Origin of the sequence: Streptomyces cirratus, from assembly GCF_014650775.1 — a bacterium.
Lineage (GTDB): Bacteria > Actinomycetota > Actinomycetes > Streptomycetales > Streptomycetaceae > Streptomyces > Streptomyces cirratus.
On record NZ_BMVP01000002.1, the window covers coordinates 325572 to 347595 of the forward strand.

The window sequence follows — 22024 nt, forward strand, 5'->3', positions numbered from 1 at the left end:
GCCGGTCACGCTCCGGACGGGTGAAGAACGGCCGCCCGCCGGACCGGCCGCCGCGGGCTCAGACGCGGCCGCGGCACAGCTCCAGCAAGGTCATGGCGAGCGAGGTACCGGGCTTGCCGAGGGCGTCGCTCCAATGCGAGAGGACCTCCATCTCGCGGGACAGGTGCACCCGTCGGCCGCCGGAGGTGATCCGGGCCTCCTGGATGACCGTCGAGACGGCCATCCGCTCCTGGATCAGGCCGATGATCCGGTCGTCGATCGCGTCGATGCGCTCGCGGGAGTCGGCGATCAGCTGCTCGGGGGTGGTGGTGATCGTGGTCATGGCGGTTCTCCTGTGGGTCGTGCCGTCAGGAGCGGGAACGCAGGAGCGCCCCGGTCCTGTCGGACCGGGGCGCTCTGGGAAGTCAGCGGCTCAAGCGAGCATCACGAGGACCCATGGCGACCGGACCGGCCGGTGCCATAGGTAAAGAGGAAGCTCAGCTGCTTGCGCATGGGACGGATTATTACCATCCGCACCCCTCGCGGCCAAAGCGGCCCGGATGGTGAGACGGCCGCGCGGCGCGTCCCGTGAGCGGGGCATCGCCGTGCGTCACCGCTGCGGGCCTTCGGACGGTACGACGAACCAGGGGGTGCGGCCCCCGTTAGAATCGACAAAACAGCCACCTTTTCTCCGCCGGAAGGCCGCCCCCGTGCCAGAAGCACCCTCCGCCGCCCACGACGCCCCGGACACCGTTCTCGTCGTCGACTTCGGCGCGCAGTACGCCCAGCTCATCGCCCGCCGCGTCCGCGAGGCACGGGTCTACAGCGAGATCGTGCCCAGCACCATGCCCGTGGCCGAGATGCTGGCCAAGGACCCCAAGGCGATCATCCTCTCCGGCGGCCCGTCGTCCGTGTACGAAGAGGGTGCCCCCCAGCTCGACAGCGCCATCTTCGAGGCCGGTGTTCCCGTCTTCGGCATGTGCTACGGCTTCCAGCTGATGGCGACCGCCCTCGGCGGGCAGGTCGACAACACCGGCGCCCGCGAGTACGGCCGCACCCCGCTCGCCGTCTCCAAGCCCGGCTCCACCCTCTTCGAGGGCACCCCCGAGAACCAGTCGGTGTGGATGTCGCACGGCGACGCCTGCTCCGCCGCCCCCGAGGGCTTCTCCGTCACCGCCTCGACCGACGTCGTCCCCGTCGCCGCGTTCGAGAACGACGAGAAGAAGCTGTACGGCGTGCAGTACCACCCCGAGGTCATGCACTCCACGCACGGCCAGCAGGTGCTGGAGCACTTCCTCTACCGCGGCGCGAACCTCAAGCCCACCTGGACCACCGGCAACATCGTCGAGGAGCAGATCGAGGCCATCCGCGAGCAGGTCGGCGACAAGCGCGCCATCTGCGGCCTCTCCGGCGGCGTGGACTCCGCCGTCGCCGCGGCCCTCGTGCAGAAGGCCATCGGCTCCCAGCTGACCTGCGTGTACGTCGACCACGGCCTGATGCGCAAGGGCGAGACCGAGCAGGTCGAGAAGGACTTCGTCGCCGCGACCGGCGTCCAGCTCAAGGTCGTCGACGCGCAGGAGCGCTTCCTGACCGCGCTCGCCGGCGTCTCCGACCCGGAGACCAAGCGGAAGATCATCGGCCGCGAGTTCATCCGCGTCTTCGAGCAGGCCCAGCTGGAGATCCTCCAGGAGGACGGCCCGGCGGTCGCGTTCCTGGTGCAGGGCACCCTGTACCCGGACGTCGTGGAGTCCGGCGGTGGCACCGGCACCGCCAACATCAAGTCCCACCACAACGTGGGCGGCCTCCCCGACGACATCGAGTTCGAGCTCGTCGAGCCGCTGCGCCAGCTGTTCAAGGACGAGGTCCGGATGGTCGGCCAGGAGCTCGGCCTGCCGGACGAGATCGTCCACCGCCAGCCCTTCCCGGGCCCCGGCCTCGGCATCCGCATCGTCGGCGAGGTCACCAAGGAGCGCCTGGACCTGCTGCGCGAGGCCGACGCCATCGCCCGCGAGGAGCTCACCGCGGCCGGCCTGGACCGGGAGATCTGGCAGTGCCCGGTCGTCCTGCTCGCGGACGTGCGCAGCGTGGGCGTCCAGGGCGACGGCCGCACCTACGGCCACCCGATCGTGCTGCGCCCCGTGTCGTCCGAGGACGCGATGACCGCGGACTGGACGCGCATGCCGTACGAGGTGCTCGCCCGGATCTCGACCCGGATCACCAACGAGGTGCCGGACGTGAACCGCGTGGTCCTGGACTGCACCAGCAAGCCGCCGGGCACCATCGAGTGGGAGTAGGCCCCCTCTCCCGTCGGAGCGGGCCCGCCCGAGGCGCCTGACGAAGCCGCCGTTCCCTTCGGGGGGCGGCGGCTCCGCCGCGTGTATGGCCTCTTCGGGCGGCCGCCGGTACCTTGCGCCGCGACCCCGAGACGAAGGAGGGGGCCGTGGCCGAGCGACCCGTACCCGTGCCCGCGGAGCGGCTCGGCTTCGCGATGCCGCCCGTCTTCGCCACCGCCGGTCAGACCCGGGCGCACCGGAGGGAACGGCTCGCCGAGGGGCTGCGGCTGCTGGGGCGGCTGGGGTACGAGGACGGGGTGGCCGGGCAGGTCTCCGTACGGGACCCGGAGTTCGAGGACTGCTACTGGGTGAACCCCTTCGGGCGGGCCTTCGGTGCGCTCACCCCCGACGACCTGCTGCTGGTCGACGGGGAGGGCCGGGTGCTGCGGGGCGAGCAGCGCGTGAACCAGCTGGCCTTCGCCGTGCACGCCGCCGTCCACCGGGAGCGGCCCGGCGTGGTGGCCGTCGTGCGCACGCAGGCCCCGTACGGCCGGGCGCTGGCCAGCCTCGGTGAACTGCTGGCCCCGATCACGGAGGAGGCCTGCGCCTTTTACGAGGACCACGCGCTGGTCGACGCCTTCGCGGGGGCGGACGACCCGGCGCGCATCGGACGCGCGCTGGGCCCCTACAAGGCGCTGATCCTGCGCAACCGGGGCCTGCTGACGGTCGGGGACTCGGTGGACGCGGCGCTGTGGTGGTTCATCGCCGCCGAGCGGGCGGCGCAGGTGCAGCTGATCGCGCGGGCGGCGGGGAAACCGGTGCCCATCGACCACCGCGCGGCGGTGGCGACGCGGGAGCGGTTCGGTACGGACCTGGCCGCCTGGGTGAGCTACCAGCCGCTGCGGCAGACGGTGGCGCCCGCGCCCCCGCCGCGCGGAGCGGAGGGCCGCCAGACGAGTGACGTCAACATCATGAACGGTTAATCACCTGCTCTGACATCGTGCGCAATCCGGAGCACTGCCGCAGTGGTGCACAATTCGCTGGCATTGCACCGAAGTTCAGAGAGGCGGCACGCACGTGGCTGTCCAAGAGATCCCCCGAAGCACCCACGGCGGCACCTGCACCTGCGACGACTGCCCGCACGGCGCACGGGAGGGCCACCGGCGCGCGGTCGCCGCGTTCCTGGAGAAGCGGGAGGAGTTCGCCGCCGGACAGGGGCTGCCGGCCGCGGTGGCCCGCTCCGCCGGAGCGTCGCGGCAGTGGGTCTCCGACGAGCTGACCCTGTCCGCGCGCACCGTCGCCGACCGAAGCCGCGAGGCCGGCCACTCCTGGCTGTACCTGCTCTCCCGGCGGGCCGTCCTCACCCTGTGGATCGCCGCCGGAGTGCTGCTGGTGGTGCAGATCGGCACCGCGCTCGGCACCGGCTGGTCCACCGCCCGCACCGCCGGACTGCTGGCGGCGCTGGTGCTGGCCGGGCTGCTGACCCTCGCCGCCCGGGCGCAGTCGCTGCGCGGCGGGCTGCTGGCCCCGCTGGTCGGCGAGGACAACCGGCTGTCCACGTCGAAGGCGGTACCGATCGCCTGGCTGGTGCTGACCGCCTTCGCCGCACTGCTGCCCGCGCTGCGCCTGGCCGCTTCCTCGCCCGGGCCCGAACGCCGGGCCCTGTACGAGGGGCTGGCGCTCGGCCGGGCCCTGCCGCTGCTGGCGGTGCTCGCGCTGACCTCGGGCGTGGCGGTACTGGTGCGCCGGGTGGTGTGCGTACGCATCATGGGCCAGCGGCTCCAGAAGCTGCCCGCGGACCACCCGAGCGGCGCCGACCTGCTGACCGACGACTCCGGGCGGGGGAGCTTCCCCGACGCGCAGTACGTGCTGGTCTCCACGGTGGTGCTGGCCTTCGCGGCGGTGTCGCTGGCCCGCTTCCCCGACCGGCTGCCGAGGCTCCCGTGGGCGCTGACGCTGCTGGTGGCGCTGTCGGCGGCGGTGTACCTCGCGGCGAAGTACGCGGAGGGCAGCCGTCCGCTGGTGCTGTCGGTGGTGCGCAGACGCGAGCCCGGGGACCTGGACTCGGCCGTCCGCCCCGGCGACGACATCGAGATCCGGGGCGTGGGATTCGTGCCGCCCGGGGCGCAGACACCGGGGATGCTGGCCCGGCTGGTGGTGCGGATCGGGGCCGTGCACGTACACGTCCCGCTGGTGCCGGTGGCGGGCGGCTTCGCCAACCCGTCGGACACCGTCCTGACGGTGCCGGTCCCCGCGGAAGTGGAGCCCGGGCGCGTCGAGATCCAAGTGGTCACCGCCGCAGGAGTGGAATCCAACCGCTGCACCATCGACGTGGCCGAGTGAACCGGGTACACATGGGGACGTGACCCGAACTGACGTCCCTTCCGCCGCCCCTTCCGGCCTGCGGGACCGCGCCGCCCGGTACGCGCTCCTCCCGCTGCGGATCTTCCTCGGCGCGACCTTCGTCTACGCGGGTCTGGACAAGCTGACCGACTCCGCGTTCCTGTCCGCCTCCGGCCCCGGTTCCATCGGCGAGCTGATGCACGGCGTACGGGACACCGCCGCGGTCCCCGCCCTGGTGGACCTGGCCCTCAAGGCCCCCGCCGGCTTCGCGGTGGCCATCGGCGTCGGCGAACTGCTCGTCGGCCTCGGCGTCCTCGCGGGCCTGCTGACGCGCCTCGCGGCGACCGGCGGTGCGCTGATCTCGCTCAGCCTGTGGCTCACGGTCTCCTGGGCCGTCTCCCCGTACTACTACGGCAATGACCTGGCCTACCTGATGGCCTGGCTGCCGCTCATCCTCGCCGGGGCGCCCTACTTGTCGCTGGACGCGCTGCTGCGTTCGCGCCGGTCGCGGCGTACGGCGTAGCTCACCAGCCCGGCCAGGGCCGCGAGGGTGAAACCGCCGATCGTCAGCGGGACGACGGCGTACCACGGCGCGTCGGTCTCGCCCGTCGCGTCGAGCAGGTAGAGCACGCCCCCCGCGAGCAGCACCAGCCCCGCGATCAGCCGTCCCGGCTGGAACTCATGACGCCGCACGGGCCACCTCCACCTGTCCCACACCCGCATCCAGGTGCAGCTCGATCGTCCCGCCGGCCTCGGTGCCGGCGGCCGGGGGCAGGGTCGCCCGCCGGGTCTCGCCACCGCTCTTGATCCGCACGTCCCGGCTCGTCTCGCCGGGCAGCCGGATGTCGCCCACCCGGATCGAGATGTCGGTCTTCGTGGTGACCTCGCGGGGCACGACCACCTTGAGCCGGCCCGCGTCGATCGATGCCCGGATGCTCAGGGTGCTGCCCTTCGCCACGTCCAGGCGGCTCAGGTCCAAGGTGGCGAGCCCGGTTCCCGAGGAGTACACCGGCCGTACGTCGGCCACCGCGGCCGGCCGCCACCGCACGTCGTGCCAGTCCGTACTCACGTCACGGGGCAGCACCGCCGCCCCCGCCAGCAGTCCGGCGGTGATCAGGGACAGCAGGATCGTGCCGAAGCCCGTGCGGCCCTTGAGGGAGGAGACCGCGAGGCCCAGCCCGAACACGGCCAGCGCCGCGGCCAGTGCGACCTGGAGGGCGTGCGAGAGGGTGCTGCCGTGCCACACCGCCGCACAGGAACTCCCGCCCGCCAGCAGCGCCAGCACGAACACCCGGCCGCCGATCCCGCCCGACCGGGCCGCCGCCCGGGCTTCGGGCGCGGCGGCCGCCGGGGCCGGACCGCTCGGGACGGCGCTGTCGTCGGGCCCCCACAGGTAGCCCGTCGAGCCGACGGGGCCGGTGGTGCCGTCCTTCACCAGCGGATCCCGCCACCAGGAAGGACTGCCGGGCACCGGCGGCGCCTGGGTCTCCGGCGGTGGCACCGGCCGGTGGGCGGCCGCCGACCGCTGGGCCTCGGGCGAAGCCGGCTCCGGCGGGGCGATGGCGCGGTGGCGCCTGGACCAGTAGGCGGCCCCGCCGAGCGCCAGCACCACGAGGATCGAGAAGACCGCGAGGCCGCCGTTGTCCAGCATCGACAGGAACAGCGCGCATCCCACCAGCGCCGCGAACAGCGCCGCCAGCGTCGCCCCTTCGACCCGGCCCGTGAGCAGCCTCTTCGCCTCGGAGTCCTCCTCTTCGTCCAGCGGGAGGAACAGCCAGGCGAACCCGTAGAAGATCAGACCGACGCCTCCGGTGACCGCGAGGACACCGAGCACGATGCGGAACACCACCGGGTCCAGGTCGAAATACCGGCCGAGCCCGCCGCACACGCCCGCGAGGACCTTGTCGCGTTTGCTGCGGCGCAGCGCAGGACGTCCGTCCGGGGCGGGGGCCCCGGCGGCGGCCGGCGGGGAGTCGTGTACTTCGGTCATGGGTCCATGGTGACGGGCCGTCCGGGCCCGTGACATCCGGCCCGACCCTGGGACAACCCTGATATCCCCCGGGTTGAACTGGGGGAACGCCCTGATGACCCCGGGCCCCCGGGCGTGTGACCATCGGTGACATGCCCGTAGCCGCCGCCCCCCGCATCCCGAACGCGCCGAAGGACCCCGAGGACACCCCGCACCGCAAGCTGTACCGCAGCGCCGACGGGCGGATGCTCGGTGGCGTCGCGCGCGGGCTCGCCGGGCACCTCGGACTGCCCGTGATCTGGGTCCGGCTGGTGTTCCTCGCCATGTTCATGTGGGGGGACGGCCTGGGCGTGCTGCTGTACGCGGCGTTCTGGGTCTTCGTACCGCTCGGCGTGGGCGGCCGCACCGGACACCGCTCCTACTTCGAGATCCTCCCGGACGGCACCCGGCGCCTGCGCAAGCCCGACAAGGGCCAGGTCACCGCCCTCGTCGCGCTGTGCGCCGGCGCCGCCATCTACTTCTCGCAGCTGCGGGTCGGCGGCTCCAACGGCCGGTACGTGTGGCCGACGCTGCTCGTCGGCGCCGGAGTCGTCCTTGTGTGGCGGCAGGCCGACAACGCCCGCCGCGCCCACTGGAGCGCCGCCGCGGGCCGCCAGAAGCGCCTGCTCCAGGTCGGCCGGGCGCTGGCGGGGGTCGCGCTGGTCGGAGTCGGCCTGACCGTCTTCATCGTCGTACGGGGCTCCGCCGCGCAGCTGGGCAACGTCCTCACCGCCGCCCTCGCCGTCCTCGTGGGCACGGCCCTGCTCGCCGGGCCCTGGCTGATCCGGATGACCCAGGACCTCTCCGAGGAACGCCTGATGCGCATCCGCGCCCAGGAACGCGCCGAGGTCGCCGCCCACGTCCACGACTCCGTGCTGCACACCCTCACCCTGATCCAGCGCGGCGCCGATGACGCGGGCGAGGTGCGCCGCCTCGCCCGCGCCCAGGAACGGGAGCTGCGGAACTGGCTGTACAAGCCCGAGGGCACCGGCAAGGACGAGGCCGAGGAACCCGCCACCCTGGCGGAGGCCGTGAAGAAGACCGCCGCCGACGTGGAGGACCACCACGGCGTCCCCATCGAGGTCGTCGTCGTCGGCGACTGCCCGCTCGACGAGAAGCTGGCCGCCCAGGTCCAGGCCGCGCGCGAGGCGATGGTCAACGCCGCCAAGTACGGTGGCGACGGCGGGCCCGTTCAGGTCTACGCGGAAGTCGAGGGCCGCACGGTGTTCGTGTCCGTACGCGACCGGGGGCCGGGCTTCGACATCGACGCGGTACCCGACGACCGCATGGGCGTACGAGAATCGATCATCGGCCGGATGCGGCGCAACGGCGGGACCGCACGGCTGCGGTCCGCGCCCGACGGCGGCACGGAAGTCGAGCTGGAGATGGAGAGGGCGGCATGACAGAGGGCGGCATGACCGAGGACAGCGGGGCGCGGCGGACCAGGAACGTCCGGGTGGTGCTCGTCGACGACCACCGGATGTTCCGCACCGGCGTACAGGCGGAGATCGGCGACACCGCCCGGACCGGCGTCGAGGTCGTCGGCGAGGCGGCCGACGTGGACCAGGCCGTCACCGTCATCACCGCCACCCGCCCCGAGGTGGTGCTCCTCGACGTGCACCTGCCCGGCGGCGGCGGAGTGGAGGTGCTGCGGCGCTGCGCCCCGCTGATGGCGGCGGCCGAGAACCCGGTGCGGTTCCTGGCGCTGTCGGTGTCGGACGCGGCCGAGGACGTCATCGGGGTCATCCGCGGCGGTGCGCGCGGCTACGTCACCAAGACCATCACCGGCACCGACCTGGTGGACTCCGTCTTCCGCGTGCAGGACGGCGACGCGGTGTTCTCGCCGCGCCTGGCGGGCTTCGTGCTCGACGCGTTCGCCTCGACGGACGCCCCGCCGGTGGACGAGGACCTGGACCGGCTCACCCAGCGCGAGCGCGAGGTGCTGCGGCTGATCGCGCGCGGGTACGCGTACAAGGAGATCGCCAAGCAGCTGTTCATCTCCGTCAAGACGGTCGAATCGCACGTCTCCGCCGTCCTGCGCAAGCTCCAGCTCTCCAACCGGCACGAGCTGACCCGCTGGGCGACGGCCCGCCGCCTGGTGTGAGGGGCCGCCCGCCGCGGCGGTTGTGATCCACGACGCACCGGGGGACGGGAACCCCGGTGTGCGCGCCGTGCCTCTTGGCAGGCGTGATGAGCTTGACCGGCACCCCCCTGTTCGCCACGGCGATAGCCCTGACCGTGCTCGCCGTACTGCTGCCGCTGCTGCTGTGGGGCAGGGCGCGCGGGCCGGTCGTCGTACGCGTCGCCACGCGCTGCCTCATGGTGGCCTTCGCCCAGGTCACCGCCGTAGCGCTGGTGTTCGTCGCGGTGAACCGGGACATGAACTTCTACGCCTCCTGGGGCGACCTGATGGGCACCGGCAGCTACGTCACCGCCGCCCCGGACCTCGGCCCGGACGGGCTCGGCGGCAAGAAGGCCGAGACCGAGCCGAAGGTGCGCCAGGACTTCCAGCCGGTCGAGGGGCTCGGTGGCCGCGTCAGGAAGACCGAGCTCGACGGCAAGGTCTCCGGGGTCAAGGGCGACGTGATGGTGTGGCTGCCGCCCCAGTACGACGACCCCGCCTTCAAGGACAAGAAGTTCCCCGTGGTCGAGCTGATCCCGGGCATACCGGGAACGGGCAAGTCCTGGTTCCAGGGCCTCAAGGCGCACGAAGTGCTGGAGCCGCTGATGAAGAGCGGCAAGGTGAAGCCGTTCGTCCTGGTCTCGCCGCGCGCCATGCTGCTCGGCAACGCGGACACCGGCTGCGCGAACATCCCGGGCAAGGTCAACGCCGACAGCTGGTTCAGCGTCGACGTCCGCAAGATGGTCACCGACAACTTCCGGGTCTCGGCGGAGGCCCGCACCTGGGGCGTCGCCGGGTACTCGGCCGGCGCGTACTGCGCCGCCAAGCTGGCGATCAACCACCCCGACCGGTACAGCGCGGCCGTCTCCCTGTCCGGCTACAACGACCCGGGGCAGGAGCCGTCGTCGCTGGTCGCCAAGGACCCGGAGCTGCGCCGCACCCACAACCTCAAGAACGTGCTGACGGCCGCGCCCGCACCGCCGGCGGTCTCACTGTGGATGTCGGGCGCCGAGCAGGACGGCTACCTGTCCGGCTTGGACCTCAAGGCGATCGCGAAGAGCCCGACCGCGGTGCACGCGGAGAAGGTGACCGGCGGCCACAACCTCGACTCCTGGTCCAAGCAGCTGCCGCAGACCTTCGACTGGCTGAGCAAGACGGTCAAGGCGCCGTAGGCTCCGGCCAGAGCACTAGGGCGCGTTTCGAAAGTCCCGCCTGCCCCGCGACGCCCGGCACGCACGCTCGCCGCGTTGTCGGGATCGCCCGCGTACGGCCCGGTACGAGGGCGACCCTCCGCCTTGCGATCGCACGCACCGGACGCCGCGGGGCCCGCCCTTCGGGCGGCCGGCGCTACTTTCGAAACACGCCCTAGGCGGGGCGGGCCGCGCCCGCCCAGGGCATCGAGTCGATGGGGGCGACGCGGACCGGCGCCCCGGGATGCGGGGCGTGGATCATCTTGCCGTCGCCGATGTACAGCCCCACGTGCGTGATGCCGGAGTAGAAGAACACCAGGTCGCCGGGTGCCAGCCGGTCGCGGGAGACGCGCTGTCCGGCGTTGATCTGGGTGTAGGTGGTGCGGGGCAGCGAGACCCCGGCCGCGCCCCAGGCCGCCTGGGTCAGGCCCGAGCAGTCGAAGGAACCCGGCCCGGTGGCGCCCCACACGTACGGTTTGCCGATCGCCCCGTACGCGTACGCCACCGCGCGGGCGGCGCGGCTCCCGTCCCCTACCGGGACGGACAACGGGGCCTGCGGGCCGGCGGCGGGCGCCGACTGCGCCTCGTACGCGGCCCGTTCCTCGGCGGTGAGCTTGTCGAGCAGCTGCTTGGCGGCGTTCAGCTTGCCCTCGACGGCGGCCTTGGCCGCGGCGAGTTCGTCCTGGCGCGCCCGCAGGTCCGCCAGCCGGCCGGACGCCTGGTCCCGCACCCGGCCGGCCTCGTCCAGCCCCCGGCGAACGGCGGTCACCTGTGCGGCGGTGCGGTCCCCGGTCCGGGTGAGGAACGCGGCCCGGTCGAGGTACTCCTGCGGGTTCCCGGACATCGCCAGCTGGACGGCGGGCCCCAGGCCCCCGGTGCGGTACTGGCCGGCGGCGAGCGCTCCGAGGGCGCTGCGGGCCGCGTTCAGGCGGTCGGCCTTGCGGGCGGCCTCGTCGCGCAGGCCGGACAGCGCGCGCTCGGCCTCGTCGGCCTTCTCCTTCGCCCCGTTGTAGTGCTCGGTGGCCGCTTCGGCTTCCTGGTAGAGCCGGTCCACCTCCGCCTTGACCTGGGTGGGCGTCTGGCGGGGGTCGGCCTGCGAGGTGCCCTCGAAGGCGGTGGCGGTGGCAGCGCCCGCGAGGGCGAGTGTGGTGGCCGCGGTCCGTACGGGGCCGCCGGAGAGCGGGCGCTGCCTGGGCTTTCGATGACTGGCCACGAGGGCGTCACGTCCTTCCGTTGGTCTTGGGGGAGGACGCTAAGCCCGGAGGTAACGGAGAGATGACGGTTGCCCCGAACTGACCGTTGTTGAACGGTCAGTGCCAGAGGACGGCGATAAAGACATTGGCCATGGTCAGACCGCCGACCGCGCCGAACAACGCCTTGTCCACCCGCTCCTCGTCGCGCTTGACGTAGACCAGCGCCAGGACGACGAACAGGACGGCCAGCTTCACACCTATCTTGATGTTGTCGACGGTGCCGCCGTCCATCTCGCGGAAGCCCACGAGCAGCACGCCGGTGACCAGCATCGTCAGTGCGCCGTGCAGCATCGCGGGCACGAAGCGGGCGGTGCCCGCGCCCATCGCCTTCATCTGGGTCAGGAAGCCGCCGAGGAGCGAGGCGATACCGATGATGTGCAGGCCGAGGAAAACGCTGATCAGTACGTCCATGGCGTCGAGCGTACGGGGCGGCGGCCGGCGTCCCGTGGCCAGGTCGGGCGTCGGCCGAGGGGGCGGCCGGCCGTCAGCCGAGGAAGCGGAGCAGCTCCTCGACGACGACCTCCGGCTGCTCCTCGGGGAGGTAGTGGCCGCTCTTGTCGACGCGGACCACCCGGGTGTCGGTGCCCAGCGGCGGCACCGCCTCAGTCAGCCAGTCGTAGTTGCTGAACTCGCCGCCGAGCGCGAGCAGCGGTGCGGTCACGGGGGCGTAGCCGGCGAGGTCCTCTATGTCCTGGGGGAAGGCGCGGTACCAGTCGTTGGACGCCCGGATCGCCTCGGGGGAGTCGTAGGCGCGGGCGTAGACCGCGCGGGAGTGGGCGTCGACGGCGGCGGGATCGGCGGCGCGGGTGAAGAGCCAGTCCAGCAGGTGGTGGTAGCGGCCGGCGAGCAGCTGTTCCGGCAGGCCCTCCACCTGGTTGAAGGCGAACCACCACAAGTGGAACCGGCCAGGGCGGGGGAGGAGCGTGCCCTCGTACCAGCCGGGGTCGGGGTGGGAGACGTCGAGCAGGGCGATCCGGTCGGTGGCCCCGGGGTGGTTGGCGGCGTGGGCGTAGGCGACCATCGCGCCGATGTCGTGGCCCACCAGGTGGGCGCGCTCGATCCCGAGGTGGGCGAGCAGGGCGCGGACGTCGGCGGCCATCGTCTTCTTGTCGTAGCCGCCCTCGGGCTTGGCGGAGCCGCCCATGCCGCGCAGGTCCACCGCGATCACGCGGTGGGTGCGGGCGAGGGCGGGCATCACCTTGTGCCACTGCCACCAGGTCTGCGGCCAGCCGCCGAGGAGCACGAGCGGCAGGCCGGCGCCGCCGTCGACGTAGTGCAGGCGGGTGCCGTTGACGTCGGCGTGGTGGCTGGTGAAGCCGCCGTCGAGGGAGGCGGCGAGAGCGGCGTCGTCCAGGGGAGCGGGGGTGGGCATGGGGGGTCCTCCGGTCGGAACGGATCCGTACGAAAATTTCGTACGATGGGCACGCCGGTGACCGTACGGGATCTTCGTACGGTTGGTCAATGTCCGTACCGGATTTGCGTACAGTGGGGCCATGGCCGCAGTCGAACCCACCCCCGCCGACTCCGATGACGTCGGCGCCGCTGACGCCGACGCCCGTCCCTGCGCCGATGACGTCGGCGACGCCGACGCCGGCAACGCTCATCGCCGTACCGATGGCGCCGGTGACGCCGGCGCCCTCGGCCTGGCCGAGGTCCTCGCGGCACTCGGGCACCCCGCCCGACTGGAGATCGTCCGCAAGCTCGCCTCCCGCGGGGAGGCGTTCTGCGGCGAGGTCGTCCCGGACCTGCCCCGCTCCTCCGTCACCCACCACCTGCGGACGCTGCGCGAGAGCGGCGTGATCTGCCAGCGCCCCGAGGGCCGGCGGCAGTACCTCACGCTGCGCCGCGACGACCTCGAACGGCGCTTCCCGGGGCTGCTGGCGCTCGTACTGCGCTGAGGCGCCGCACCCCGTGGTCCGTGGGCGGGGCCTGTGAGATTTCCCGGGGCGGGACCGGCTGTCGGTCCCGCCCCCTAGACTCGGAAAGCGATGAGCAGCCTCTTTGACGACAGCTTCCTGGCGGACCTCACCCCCTCCGACGAGGTCCCCCCGCCACCCGAGGACCACCCCGCCCCCGAGCCGGGCGCGGACGACCTCTTCGGGGGCCGGTTCGACGTGCCCATGACCGGGGACGCCTACTACCGCAACGGGGCGCCCAAGCCGGTCATCGACCCGGCGGCGCTCCTGGAGGGGCTGAACACGGAGCAGCGCGCCGCCGTGGTGCACGCCGACTCGCCGCTGCTCATCGTGGCCGGCGCCGGCTCCGGCAAGACCCGGGTCCTGACCCACCGCATCGGGCACCTACTGGCCGCGCGCGGGGTCCACCCCGGTCAGATCCTGGCGATCACCTTCACCAACAAGGCCGCCGGCGAAATGAAGGAGCGCGTCGAAGGCCTCGTCGGCCCCCGCGCGAACGCCATGTGGGTCTCCACCTTCCACAGCGCCTGCGTCCGCATCCTGCGCCGCGAGTCGAAGCGGCTCGGCTTCACCTCCTCGTTCTCGATCTACGACGCGGCCGACTCCAAGCGCCTGATGGCGCTCGTCTGCCGGGACCTGGACCTCGACCCGAAGAAGTTCCCGCCGAAGGCGTTCAACGCCAAGATCTCGAACCTCAAGAACGAACTGATCGACGAAGAGGCCTTCGCCGACCAGGCGGTGGACGGGTTCGAGAAGACCCTCGCCCAGGCGTACGCGATGTACCAGGGGCGGCTGCGCGAGGCGAACGCGCTCGACTTCGACGACATCATCATGACCACCGTCCACCTCCTCCAGGCCTTCCCGGACGTCGCCGAGCACTACCGGCGCCGCTTCCGCCACGTGCTGGTGGACGAGTACCAGGACACCAACCACGCCCAGTACACGCTGGTGCGCGAGCTGGTGGGCACCGGGTACCCGGACCTGCCGCCCGCCGAGCTGTGCGTCGTGGGTGACGCCGACCAGTCGATCTACGCCTTCCGCGGCGCGACCATCCGCAACATCCTCCAGTTCGAAGAGGACTACCCGAACGCGACGACGATCCTGCTGGAGCAGAACTACCGCTCCACCCAGACGATCCTCTCCGCCGCCAACGCCGTCATCGAACGCAACGAGAACCGCCGCGCGAAGAACCTGTGGACCGAGGCCGGCACCGGCGCCGTCATCACCGGCTACGTCGCGGACACCGAGCACGACGAGGCCCAGTTCGTCGCCGACGAGATCGACCGGCTGACGGACGCGGGCGACGCCAAGGCGGGCGACGTCGCGATCTTCTACCGGACCAACGCGCAGTCGCGTGTGTTCGAGGAGATCTTCATCCGCGTCGGCCTCCCCTACAAGGTCGTCGGCGGCGTCCGCTTCTACGAGCGCAAGGAGGTCCGCGACGTCCTCGCGTACCTGCGCGTGCTGGCCAACCCCGAGGACAACGTCCCGCTCCGCCGCATCCTGAACGTCCCCAAGCGCGGCATCGGCGAGCGGGCGGAGGCGATGATCGACGCCCTCGCGATGCGCGAGAAGATCACCTTCCCGCAGGCACTGCGGCGGGTGGACGAGGCCTTCGGCATGGCCGCGCGCTCCACCAACGCCGTCAAGCGGTTCAACGCGCTGATGGAGGAACTGCGCACGATCGTCGAGTCCGGCGCGGGCCCCGCGGTGGTGCTGGAAGCGGTGCTGGAGCGTACGGGCTACCTCGCCGAACTCCAGGCGTCGACCGACCCGCAGGACGAGACGCGGATCGAGAACCTCCAGGAACTCGCTGCGGTGGCACTCGAATTCGAGCAGGCCCGCGAGGGCGACGACACCGCCGGGACAGCGGCGGCCGGCGCCACGGGCGGCACGCTCGCCGAGTTCCTGGAGCAGGTCGCGCTCGTCGCCGACTCCGACCAGATCCCGGACGAGGACGAGGACGGTTCGGGCGTCATCACGCTGATGACCCTCCACACCGCGAAGGGCCTGGAGTTCCCCGTGGTCTTCCTGACCGGCATGGAGGACGGGGTCTTCCCGCACATGCGCGCGCTCGGCCAGACCAAGGAACTGGAAGAGGAGCGACGCCTCGCGTACGTGGGCATCACCCGGGCGCGCGAGCGGCTCTACCTGACCCGCTCCTCGATGCGCAGCGCGTGGGGCACCCCCTCGTACAACCCGCCGTCGCGCTTCCTGGAGGAGATCCCGCCGGAGTACTTGCAGTGGAAGCGGACGGGCGCCTCCCAGAAGCCGGCGGGTCCCATGCGCAGTCCGGGCGGAGGGAAGGCCTCGTTCGGCACGTCGCCCGAGGCGTTCTTGTCCTCGTCGCGGACGAAGGCGGGCCCCTCCGGGTTCGCGACGCGCCGCGCCGCCGACAAGCCGGTCATCGCGCTGACCGTCGGGGACCGGGTCACGCACGACCAGTTCGGTCTGGGCACCGTCATGGAGGTCCGCGGAGCGGGCGCCGACGCGCAGGCGACGATCGACTTCGGGGACGACAAGCCGAAGCGACTGCTGCTGCGCTACGCGCCGGTGCAGAAGCTGTAGCGGGCGGAGGGGCCGGTTTTCCCGGCCCCCCGCCCCCCGGCCCCCCGGCCCCCGGTCCCTCGTCGTCAGTCGTCCAGGCGGACAGGCATCAGCAGCGAGAACGCGTCCTCGCCGTCGGTCCGGCGGATCACGAGCGGCGCCGTGGGGGCGCCGAACTCCAGGACCAGCCGGTCCCGGGCTCCGGCGGCCAGGGCGTGCAGCAGGAACTCGCGGTTCACGGCGACCTGGTCCCGGTCGTCGTCACCGTCTTCGCAGACGGTGACCACGCCATCGGCAGCCACCTTGAGCACGCTGAGCTCACACGGCACGCCGTCCCGCTCCCGCACCACGCCCGTGCGGACGGGGCCGGTTTCCACCGCCTCGCGGAGGGCCGGGACATCGACGACGGCCCGGCGCCCCGCGGGCAGCCGGACGAGGCGGCGGTAGTCGGGGAAGTCGTGGCCGAGGCACTGGCCGGCCGCCTCATGGCCCTCCGTCTCCAGGGCCACGCGGTCACCGTCCACGGTGAGCCGGACGGAGGCGCCGGCACCCAGCAACGCCCGCATCGCGTCGGCCAGCGGGGACGGCACGACGACCTGCACCCGGGGCCCGCCGTGCCCGGCGGTACGGGCTCCCGCGACGGCCAGCCGGTAGCGGTCGGTGGCCACGACACGGAGCTCGTCGCCCTCGATGTCGAACAGGACACCGGCGAGCACGGGCAGCTCCGGGTCGGTACCTGCGGCGAAGCGGACCGCGTCCAGCGCGGCGGCGAGTTCGGGTGCGCAGACGGTCAGCCGGACCGGCGCGGTGCGGAGCGAAACCATGGGGTTCTCCCTGTTCTCGACTAGCGATCGGATCGAGGAGAACTCGCTGCGGGCATCGGACAACCCCTGTTCGAGACGGCGCAGATGTGCCTGGAGCAGCTGCCGTACCAGGTCGGCGTCCCTGCCGGACGATCCGGCCAGGACGAGCCGGACGTCGGCCAACGGCATGCCGGTACGGCGCAGCCGGGCCAGCAACCGGGCCTCCACGAGCTGCTCCGGGCCGTACCAGCGGTAGCCGCTGACCGGATCCACCCGGGCCGGGACCAGTACGCCGGCACCGTCGTAGAACCGCAGGGCGCTCACGCCCAGTCCGCTGTCCCGGGCCATCTCGCCGATACTGCGCATCTCGCTCTCCACACCCGCAACTCTGGGCCCTCCACCAGGTCGAGGGTCAACAGCGGGCCGGCGAGACGGGTCGAGACCCGGACCTACGTCGGGTCGAGGCCGTGGCTGCGCAGCCACGCCTGGGGGTCGATCGGGGACCCGGCGCCGGGGCGCACCTCGAAGTGGAGGTGCGGGCCGGTGGAGTTGCCGGAGTTGCCGGAGTACGCGATGACGTCACCGGCCTGGACCTTGCCGGACCGGATCTTGGTGCTGCTGAGGTGGCAGTACCAGGTCTCGGTGCCGTCGGGTGAGGTCACTATGGCCATGTTCCCGTAAGCGCTGTTCCACTGCGTGCGCACGGTGCCGTCGGTGGCGGCCATGACCGGGGTGCCGTAGGAGACCGGGAAGTCGATGCCGGTGTGCACGGACATCCACATGCCGCCGGCCTGTCCGAACCCGGCGCTCAGGCCGTGCTGGGTGACGGGGATGGCGAACTTGGGGCGGGCGGCCTCCTTGGCCGCGGCTTCCTCCGCCCGCTTCTTCTTCTCCTCTTCCTGGCGTTGTCTCAGGTCGAGGCGTTCCTGGGTGCGGCTCGCGCGGTCCGCGAAGTCACCGGCGTCCGCGCTGAGGGCGGTCAGCTGGGTGTCGAGCTTGTTGTTCGCCGCGACGGGTTTCACCGAAGCCGGGTCGGGCGCCGCCATCGTGGTGGTGTCCTGGGCGGGTTTGTCGGTGCCGGTGAGCCCGCCGACCGATGCCGCCGCGACTCCCGCGACCCCCATGACGCAGGCCGAGGGCACGGCGACGGTCAGGAGGGCGGAACGCTTCGCCGGGGTCCGGCGACGGCTACTGCCGCCCGCGGCCCTGGTGTTGCCGGACTTGGCGTTGCCGGTTTTGGCGTTGCCGGTCTTGGTGCCGGCTCGGCGTGAGGCGCGCGGCTCCGCCGTCGTCGCACCGGGCGTGACCGGCATCGTCTGCGTGGCCATGGCGTGTACGGCGGCCGACGGCTCCGGTGCGTCCTCGTCGGAGAGGGCCTCGAAGACGGCGGTCTCGGCGGCGTGGATGTCGGTGCCGTGCATGTCGGTGCCGTGGATGTCGGTGCCGTGCAAGTCGGCGGCATCCGTGGGGACGTCCTGCGCCATGACGACCGGGACGACGCTGGTCGCCTCGTACGCGTAGGCCTCGTAGCCGCCGTCGCCGTGCCCGGTGTTCCAGGCGGTGGCGTCGTACGTGCCGGTGTCCTGCTGCCCGTACGCGGTGAACGTGTTCCACTGCGCGCTCTGGTCGGCGGACTGCTCCGCGCCCGTGGACTCGTAGCCGAAGGAAGTCGGCTGGTATTCGGCGGTGTTCGCGCCGGCCCAGGCGTTGGCGTCCCACTGGCCCGTGGTGTCCTCGGGCATGGCCTGGCCGGGAACGGTGGAGAGGTAACTCTCCTGCCCCGTCCACGCGGTGGCGTCGTAGGTGCCGGTCGACTGGTACGCGCCGTAGGCGTCGTAGCCCGCGGAAGCACCGTAGTTGTAGTCCTGGCCCTGCGTTTCATAGGAAACGTAGGCCTGGTCACCAGCGAAAGTGGTGGTGGAGAGGCCGTCGTACCCGTTTTCGGGGTACTGGCCCGACGAGGGGCGGTCGTTCACCAACTTCTCTTTCGCCTCGGCAGTGGGGGCCTGGGTGGCCGGGGAATGAGAGGTTCCCCGGAGGAGAGCAGTGGCGCGACTGTACCCGGCGGTTACTGGCGACGACAATCTTCGGTGGGTTTCAGCCTCATGGGAACCGGGCATTCGGCTGTCTTTCGGTCGCCCGCACACCGAGCCTTGGCCTTGGGTTCGATATTCGTTCGACTCCGGGCCGCGTGTTGTTGCCCCTGCCGCGACGCTGGTCCGGCGCTCGGTACCGGTCGGCGCTCAGATGGCGATGCGGCGCACCTCGGCGTTGTCGCTGGCGGGCGACGGATGGGGGAGCGGGCCGTCCAGGGTGCGGCGGATGGCGTTGATGACGGTGGGGTGGACCGGGAGCGCCAGGTGACCGATGCCGGTGACCAGGACGTTCTCCGTGATCAGGTCGGGGTGGTCGAGGCGGGCGGTCCCCGGCGGGGACATCAGACCGTCGAACTCGCTCCAGAAGGCCACGCAGCGGGTCCGGCAGCCCGGAGCGGGCGCGCCCAGTTCCGTCATGACCTCGGAGCCGGGCCGCATCTGGCGGACGAGCGGGTGCGCGTCCATGAAGGGCGCCACGCTGGTGCCGGCGTGCGGGGTGCCGAGCGTGACGAGCGTGCGCACCCGGGCGTCGCCGCCGAGCCGCTGGATGTAGTACCGGGCGACCAGCCCGCCGAGGCTGTGCCCGACCAGGTCGATCTGCTCCTGCCCGGTGCGCTCGCACAGCTCCTCGACGCGGCGGGCCAGCTGCCCGGCGGTGGTGCGGAGGTCCCGTGTGAACGGAGAGTAGTTGTACGTCTCCACCCGCCGCAGGCCGTCCGCCGCGAGGGCGCGTCGCAGCAGGACGAAGACGGAGCGGTTGTCGGTGAAGCCGTGCAGCAGCAGCACCGGGGGGCGCTGCCCGGCGCCCCCGGCGGCCGCGTCGGCGGCGAGCCGTTCCGCGAGAACCCCAGTGGGGTAGAGGAGCAGGTGTCCGCTCAGCACCACCGCCTCCAGCACGGCTGCCCGGAGGGCTGCCGCCGACCGGAAGGCGGCGAGCGGTAAGGGTGCGGATACCGGCGTGATCGACAGCCCCATGGCGGCCTCCTGGCCTCTTGGGTACTGGTGCCGTACTGCCGACGTGCCCCGCCTCCGTGCCGTGCGGCTGGCGGCACGGTGGCGGGACGACTCGGTGCGGCTCCACCGCGAATCAGTTGGCGGGGGCGGTGAACCAGTGGCAGTGGCTCCACGCTCCCACGTGTGATTTCCCCCTCCTGCTTGACTGCGAAACGGGCTGGTGCGCGATGCTGTACTTAACGTTCGTTCACTCGGGAGGCAGTGCGATGGGTGTGACCGGTCCGATCCGTGTGGTGGTGGCCAAGCCGGGTCTCGACGGCCACGACCGCGGGGCCAAGGTGATCGCCCGTGCGCTGCGGGACGCGGGAATGGAAGTCATTTACACGGGCCTGCACCAGACCCCCGAGCAGATCGTGGACACCGCGATCCAGGAGGACGCCGACGCGATCGGCCTGTCGATCCTTTCGGGCGCCCACAACACCCTGTTCGTTCGGGTGCTGGAACTGTTGAAGGAACGGGACGCGGAGGACATCAAGGTCTTCGGCGGCGGCATCATCCCCGAGGACGACATCGCCCCGCTCAAGGAGAAGGGCGTGGCGGAGATCTTCACTCCGGGCGCCACCACCACCGCGATCGTGGACTGGGTCAACGCGAACGTCCGCCAGCACTGATTCGGAAGCCGTGGACCCGGCGGCCGTCACCGCCCCGGCTCAGGACGGCGGTATGAGCTCCGCCAGCATGCTCGCGCGGAGGTGGAGGGTGGAGGCCAGGCGCTGGAAGGCCTCCTCCCAGTACGCCGCCGCGCCCGGGGAGGTTTCCGTGGTGTCCGCGGGGGCCCTGGTCAGGGCTTCCAGCCGGGCGGCGTCCGCCGGGTCGAGGCAGCGTTCCGCCAGGCCCATCACCCCGCTGAAGCTCCACGGGTAGCCGCCCGCCTCCCGGGCCGCGTCCAGCGCGTCCACGACGGCCCGGCCCAGCGGCCCCGCCCACGGAACCACGCACACCCCGAGCAACTGGAACGCCTCCGACAGCCCGTGCGCCCGTACGAACTCCGCCACCCAGTCGGCCCGCTCCCCTTCCGGCAGGACCGACAGCAGCTTCGCCCGTTCCGCGAGCGATGCCGTGCCCGGGCCGGCCGCGGGCGGGGCGGAGGGTGAGCCGAGCAGCGCCTTCGACCACTGCGGATCACGCTGGCGCACCGCCGCCCGGCACCAGGCCGCATGCAGTTCCTCCGCCCAGCCGTCGCCCACGGGCAGGGCCACTATCGCCGCCGGGTCGAGCCCCCCGAACCGCTCCCGCCAGCGGGACAGCGGAGCCGCCTCCACCAGCTGGCCCAGCCACCAGGCCCGCTCCCCGCGTCCCGCGGGCGGCCGCTTGACCACGCCGTCCCGCAGCATCCCCGCGTCGCACTCCGCCGGCGGATCGATCCCCTCCGGGCCCACGCAGGCCAGCGCCCGCTCCGCCATCCGCCCTGCCAGCGCGGAACCCGTCAGTGCCGACAGCAGCTCGGCGGCGGTCGCCCGGACGTTGCGGCTGCGGTCGCCCAGGGCCGCCTCCAGGAACGGCTCGTCCAGGCCGGACAGCCCCACCCTCAGCGAGTCCAGGAACATCAGCCGGTCCTCGGCCCGTTCGGCGGTCCAGGTGGTGGCGAGCAGCGCGGTCGCGGCGGCCGGGTCGTGGGCCCGTACGGCGCCCAGGAGGGCCACCCGCTCGGCGAACAACCCCTCCTGCCAGAGCCGTTCGACCCCCTCGCGGTCCTGCGGGCCGGGCAGCTCCGGCATGCCGGCCGCGCCGCCGCGCAACGCGAACCGCCAGTCCGGATTCAGCCGGGCCAGCCACAGCCCCCGGCTGCCGGCCAGGGCCAGCGCGTGCGGCCGCAGGTCGGTGCGGGCCCTGGCCGCGTCCAGCAGCGCCGGGACCAGCGCCGCCGGAGCGCGGTAGCCGTGCCGCACGGCGGCGGCCAGCCACTGCGGCAGCAGCTCCGTCAGATCCGGGGCGGCCCCCCGCCGCCCGCCCGAGCTGCGGCCGGCCAGCAGTTGCGCGAGCCGCCGCCGGGCCGCTTCCGGCGGCTCGGGGCGCGGATCGCGCGGCGCCGGCTCGGGGCGCTCCCCCGCCTGCGCGGGCCGCAGCCCGGCCCGACGCCGCAGTGTCTGGACGGCCGCTTCGTCCAGCAGCGCCCGGGGCGAGCCGCCCCGGCGCCGCTCGGTGCCGAGCAGCGCCGCACCGACCAGCCCGTCCCAGTCGGCGTGCCCCGCGTGCCCCGCGTGCCCCGCGTGCCCCGCGTGCCCCGCGTGCGCCGTACGTCCGGCGCGCTCCGCCCCAGCCGTCTCCATCGGACCCCTCCCTCGTGGTGTGCCGTGCCGCGCTCCGGTCCCGCCCCCTCCACGGGACCAGAGCAGTATGGTGAAATGTCGGCTCAAATCCTGCGTCAGCTGGCGTGGTTGTCGTTCATCAAAGCCCCCCGGCTTTTCTCGGTCCCGCACGACGGCGCCCCCGCGCCGCCGGTCCCTCCCCAGCGCCGACGCTCCCCCGCGTCGATCGCC

The 22024-nt window shown here is 72.6% G+C and carries 19 protein-coding genes and 1 pseudogene; 10 read left to right on the top strand and 10 right to left on the bottom strand.

The features are described from left to right. Positions 1–58 precede the first annotated feature (58 nt). Positions 59–331 (bottom strand): annotated as a pseudogene (locus IE207_RS06435) (chorismate mutase); the annotation flags it as partial. A gap of 358 nt (positions 332–689) precedes the next feature. Between IE207_RS06435 and guaA the strand changes: the two are divergent. The 4 genes from guaA to IE207_RS06455 all read left to right on the top strand — a co-directional run bounded on the left by guaA (position 690) and on the right by IE207_RS06455 (position 5118). Next, positions 690–2273, top strand: a complete 1584-nt coding sequence (gene guaA, locus IE207_RS06440) for a glutamine-hydrolyzing GMP synthase (protein WP_190183045.1) — start codon at positions 690–692, stop codon at positions 2271–2273. A gap of 146 nt (positions 2274–2419) precedes the next feature. Then, the gene (locus tag IE207_RS06445) at positions 2420–3235 is read left to right on the top strand and encodes a class II aldolase/adducin family protein (protein WP_190183046.1); all 816 of its coding nucleotides are present in this window, start codon (positions 2420–2422) and stop codon (positions 3233–3235) included. A 94-nt stretch (positions 3236–3329) separates the two neighbouring features. After that, the gene (locus IE207_RS06450) at positions 3330–4595 is read left to right on the top strand and encodes a hypothetical protein (RefSeq protein ID WP_190183047.1); all 1266 of its coding nucleotides are present in this window, start codon (positions 3330–3332) and stop codon (positions 4593–4595) included. 19 nt (positions 4596–4614) lie between these two features. Then, the gene (locus IE207_RS06455; protein ID WP_190183048.1) at positions 4615–5118 is read left to right on the top strand and encodes a DoxX family protein; all 504 of its coding nucleotides are present in this window, start codon (positions 4615–4617) and stop codon (positions 5116–5118) included. Here IE207_RS06455 and IE207_RS06460 read toward each other — a convergent pair. Together IE207_RS06460 and IE207_RS06465 are read right to left on the bottom strand one after the other, a co-directional pair. Further along, positions 5064–5288: a hypothetical protein gene (locus IE207_RS06460; RefSeq protein WP_190183049.1), complete on the bottom strand. Its 225-nt coding sequence runs from the start codon at positions 5286–5288 to the stop codon at positions 5064–5066. The two genes, IE207_RS06455 and IE207_RS06460, sit on opposite strands and share 55 nt — an antisense overlap. Next, positions 5275–6585 (bottom strand): PspC domain-containing protein, encoded by a 1311-nt coding sequence (locus tag IE207_RS06465; RefSeq protein ID WP_229873404.1) that lies wholly within the window; start codon positions 6583–6585, stop codon positions 5275–5277. Before IE207_RS06465 ends, IE207_RS06460 begins: the two co-directional genes overlap by 14 nt. A gap of 131 nt (positions 6586–6716) precedes the next feature. Between IE207_RS06465 and IE207_RS06470 the strand changes: the two genes are divergently transcribed. From IE207_RS06470 to IE207_RS06480, 3 genes are all read left to right on the top strand, one after another. After that, positions 6717–8006 (top strand): ATP-binding protein, encoded by a 1290-nt coding sequence (locus IE207_RS06470; RefSeq protein ID WP_190183051.1) that lies wholly within the window; start codon positions 6717–6719, stop codon positions 8004–8006. Positions 8007–8017: 11 nt separating this feature from the next. Further along, the gene (locus tag IE207_RS06475; RefSeq protein WP_190183595.1) at positions 8018–8707 is read left to right on the top strand and encodes a LuxR C-terminal-related transcriptional regulator; all 690 of its coding nucleotides are present in this window, start codon (positions 8018–8020) and stop codon (positions 8705–8707) included. An 86-nt stretch (positions 8708–8793) separates the two neighbouring features. Further along, complete coding sequence (locus tag IE207_RS06480) at positions 8794–9897, top strand: alpha/beta hydrolase (protein WP_229873405.1); 1104 nt, start codon at positions 8794–8796, stop codon at positions 9895–9897. Between the two features lie 193 nt (positions 9898–10090). Here the strand turns inward: IE207_RS06480 and IE207_RS06485 are convergent, their stop codons facing one another. The 3 genes from IE207_RS06485 to IE207_RS06495 all read right to left on the bottom strand — a co-directional run bounded on the left by IE207_RS06485 (position 10091) and on the right by IE207_RS06495 (position 12540). Beyond that, positions 10091–11128, bottom strand: a complete 1038-nt coding sequence (locus IE207_RS06485; RefSeq protein ID WP_190183053.1) for a C40 family peptidase — start codon at positions 11126–11128, stop codon at positions 10091–10093. A 97-nt stretch (positions 11129–11225) separates the two neighbouring features. Then, positions 11226–11579: a hypothetical protein gene (locus tag IE207_RS06490; protein ID WP_190183054.1), complete on the bottom strand. Its 354-nt coding sequence runs from the start codon at positions 11577–11579 to the stop codon at positions 11226–11228. Positions 11580–11652: 73 nt separating this feature from the next. Beyond that, the gene (locus IE207_RS06495) at positions 11653–12540 is read right to left on the bottom strand and encodes an alpha/beta hydrolase (RefSeq protein WP_190183055.1); all 888 of its coding nucleotides are present in this window, start codon (positions 12538–12540) and stop codon (positions 11653–11655) included. Positions 12541–12661: 121 nt separating this feature from the next. On the opposite strand from IE207_RS06495, the gene IE207_RS33935 reads away from it, so the two are divergent. Further along, entirely contained in the window at positions 12662–13066 is a 405-nt protein-coding gene (locus IE207_RS33935) for an ArsR/SmtB family transcription factor (RefSeq protein WP_190183056.1), read from the top strand. A gap of 90 nt (positions 13067–13156) precedes the next feature. After that, positions 13157–15652, top strand: coding sequence for a DNA helicase PcrA (gene pcrA / locus IE207_RS06505; RefSeq protein ID WP_190183057.1), 2496 nt, complete (start codon positions 13157–13159; stop codon positions 15650–15652). Between the two features lie 65 nt (positions 15653–15717). Here the strand turns inward: pcrA and IE207_RS06510 are convergent, their stop codons facing one another. The 3 genes from IE207_RS06510 to IE207_RS06520 form a co-directional block, all read right to left on the bottom strand. Further along, positions 15718–16800, bottom strand: coding sequence for a DNA polymerase III subunit beta family protein (locus IE207_RS06510; RefSeq protein ID WP_190183058.1), 1083 nt, complete (start codon positions 16798–16800; stop codon positions 15718–15720). Positions 16801–16883: 83 nt separating this feature from the next. Beyond that, complete coding sequence (locus tag IE207_RS06515) at positions 16884–18554, bottom strand: M23 family metallopeptidase (protein WP_190183059.1); 1671 nt, start codon at positions 18552–18554, stop codon at positions 16884–16886. A 123-nt stretch (positions 18555–18677) separates the two neighbouring features. After that, entirely contained in the window at positions 18678–19505 is an 828-nt protein-coding gene (locus tag IE207_RS06520; RefSeq protein ID WP_190183060.1) for an alpha/beta fold hydrolase, read from the bottom strand. A 245-nt stretch (positions 19506–19750) separates the two neighbouring features. Here IE207_RS06520 and icmB point away from each other — a divergent pair, with 245 nt between their 5' ends. Further along, on the top strand, positions 19751–20155 hold the full coding sequence (icmB, locus tag IE207_RS06525; protein ID WP_190183061.1) for a coenzyme B12-dependent isobutyryl CoA mutase small subunit: 405 nt from the start codon (positions 19751–19753) through the stop codon (positions 20153–20155). Positions 20156–20194: 39 nt separating this feature from the next. Here icmB and IE207_RS06530 read toward each other — a convergent pair whose 3' ends face one another. Next, positions 20195–21814, bottom strand: coding sequence for a DUF5691 domain-containing protein (locus tag IE207_RS06530; protein ID WP_229873406.1), 1620 nt, complete (start codon positions 21812–21814; stop codon positions 20195–20197). Positions 21815–22024: the final 210 nt, after the last annotated feature.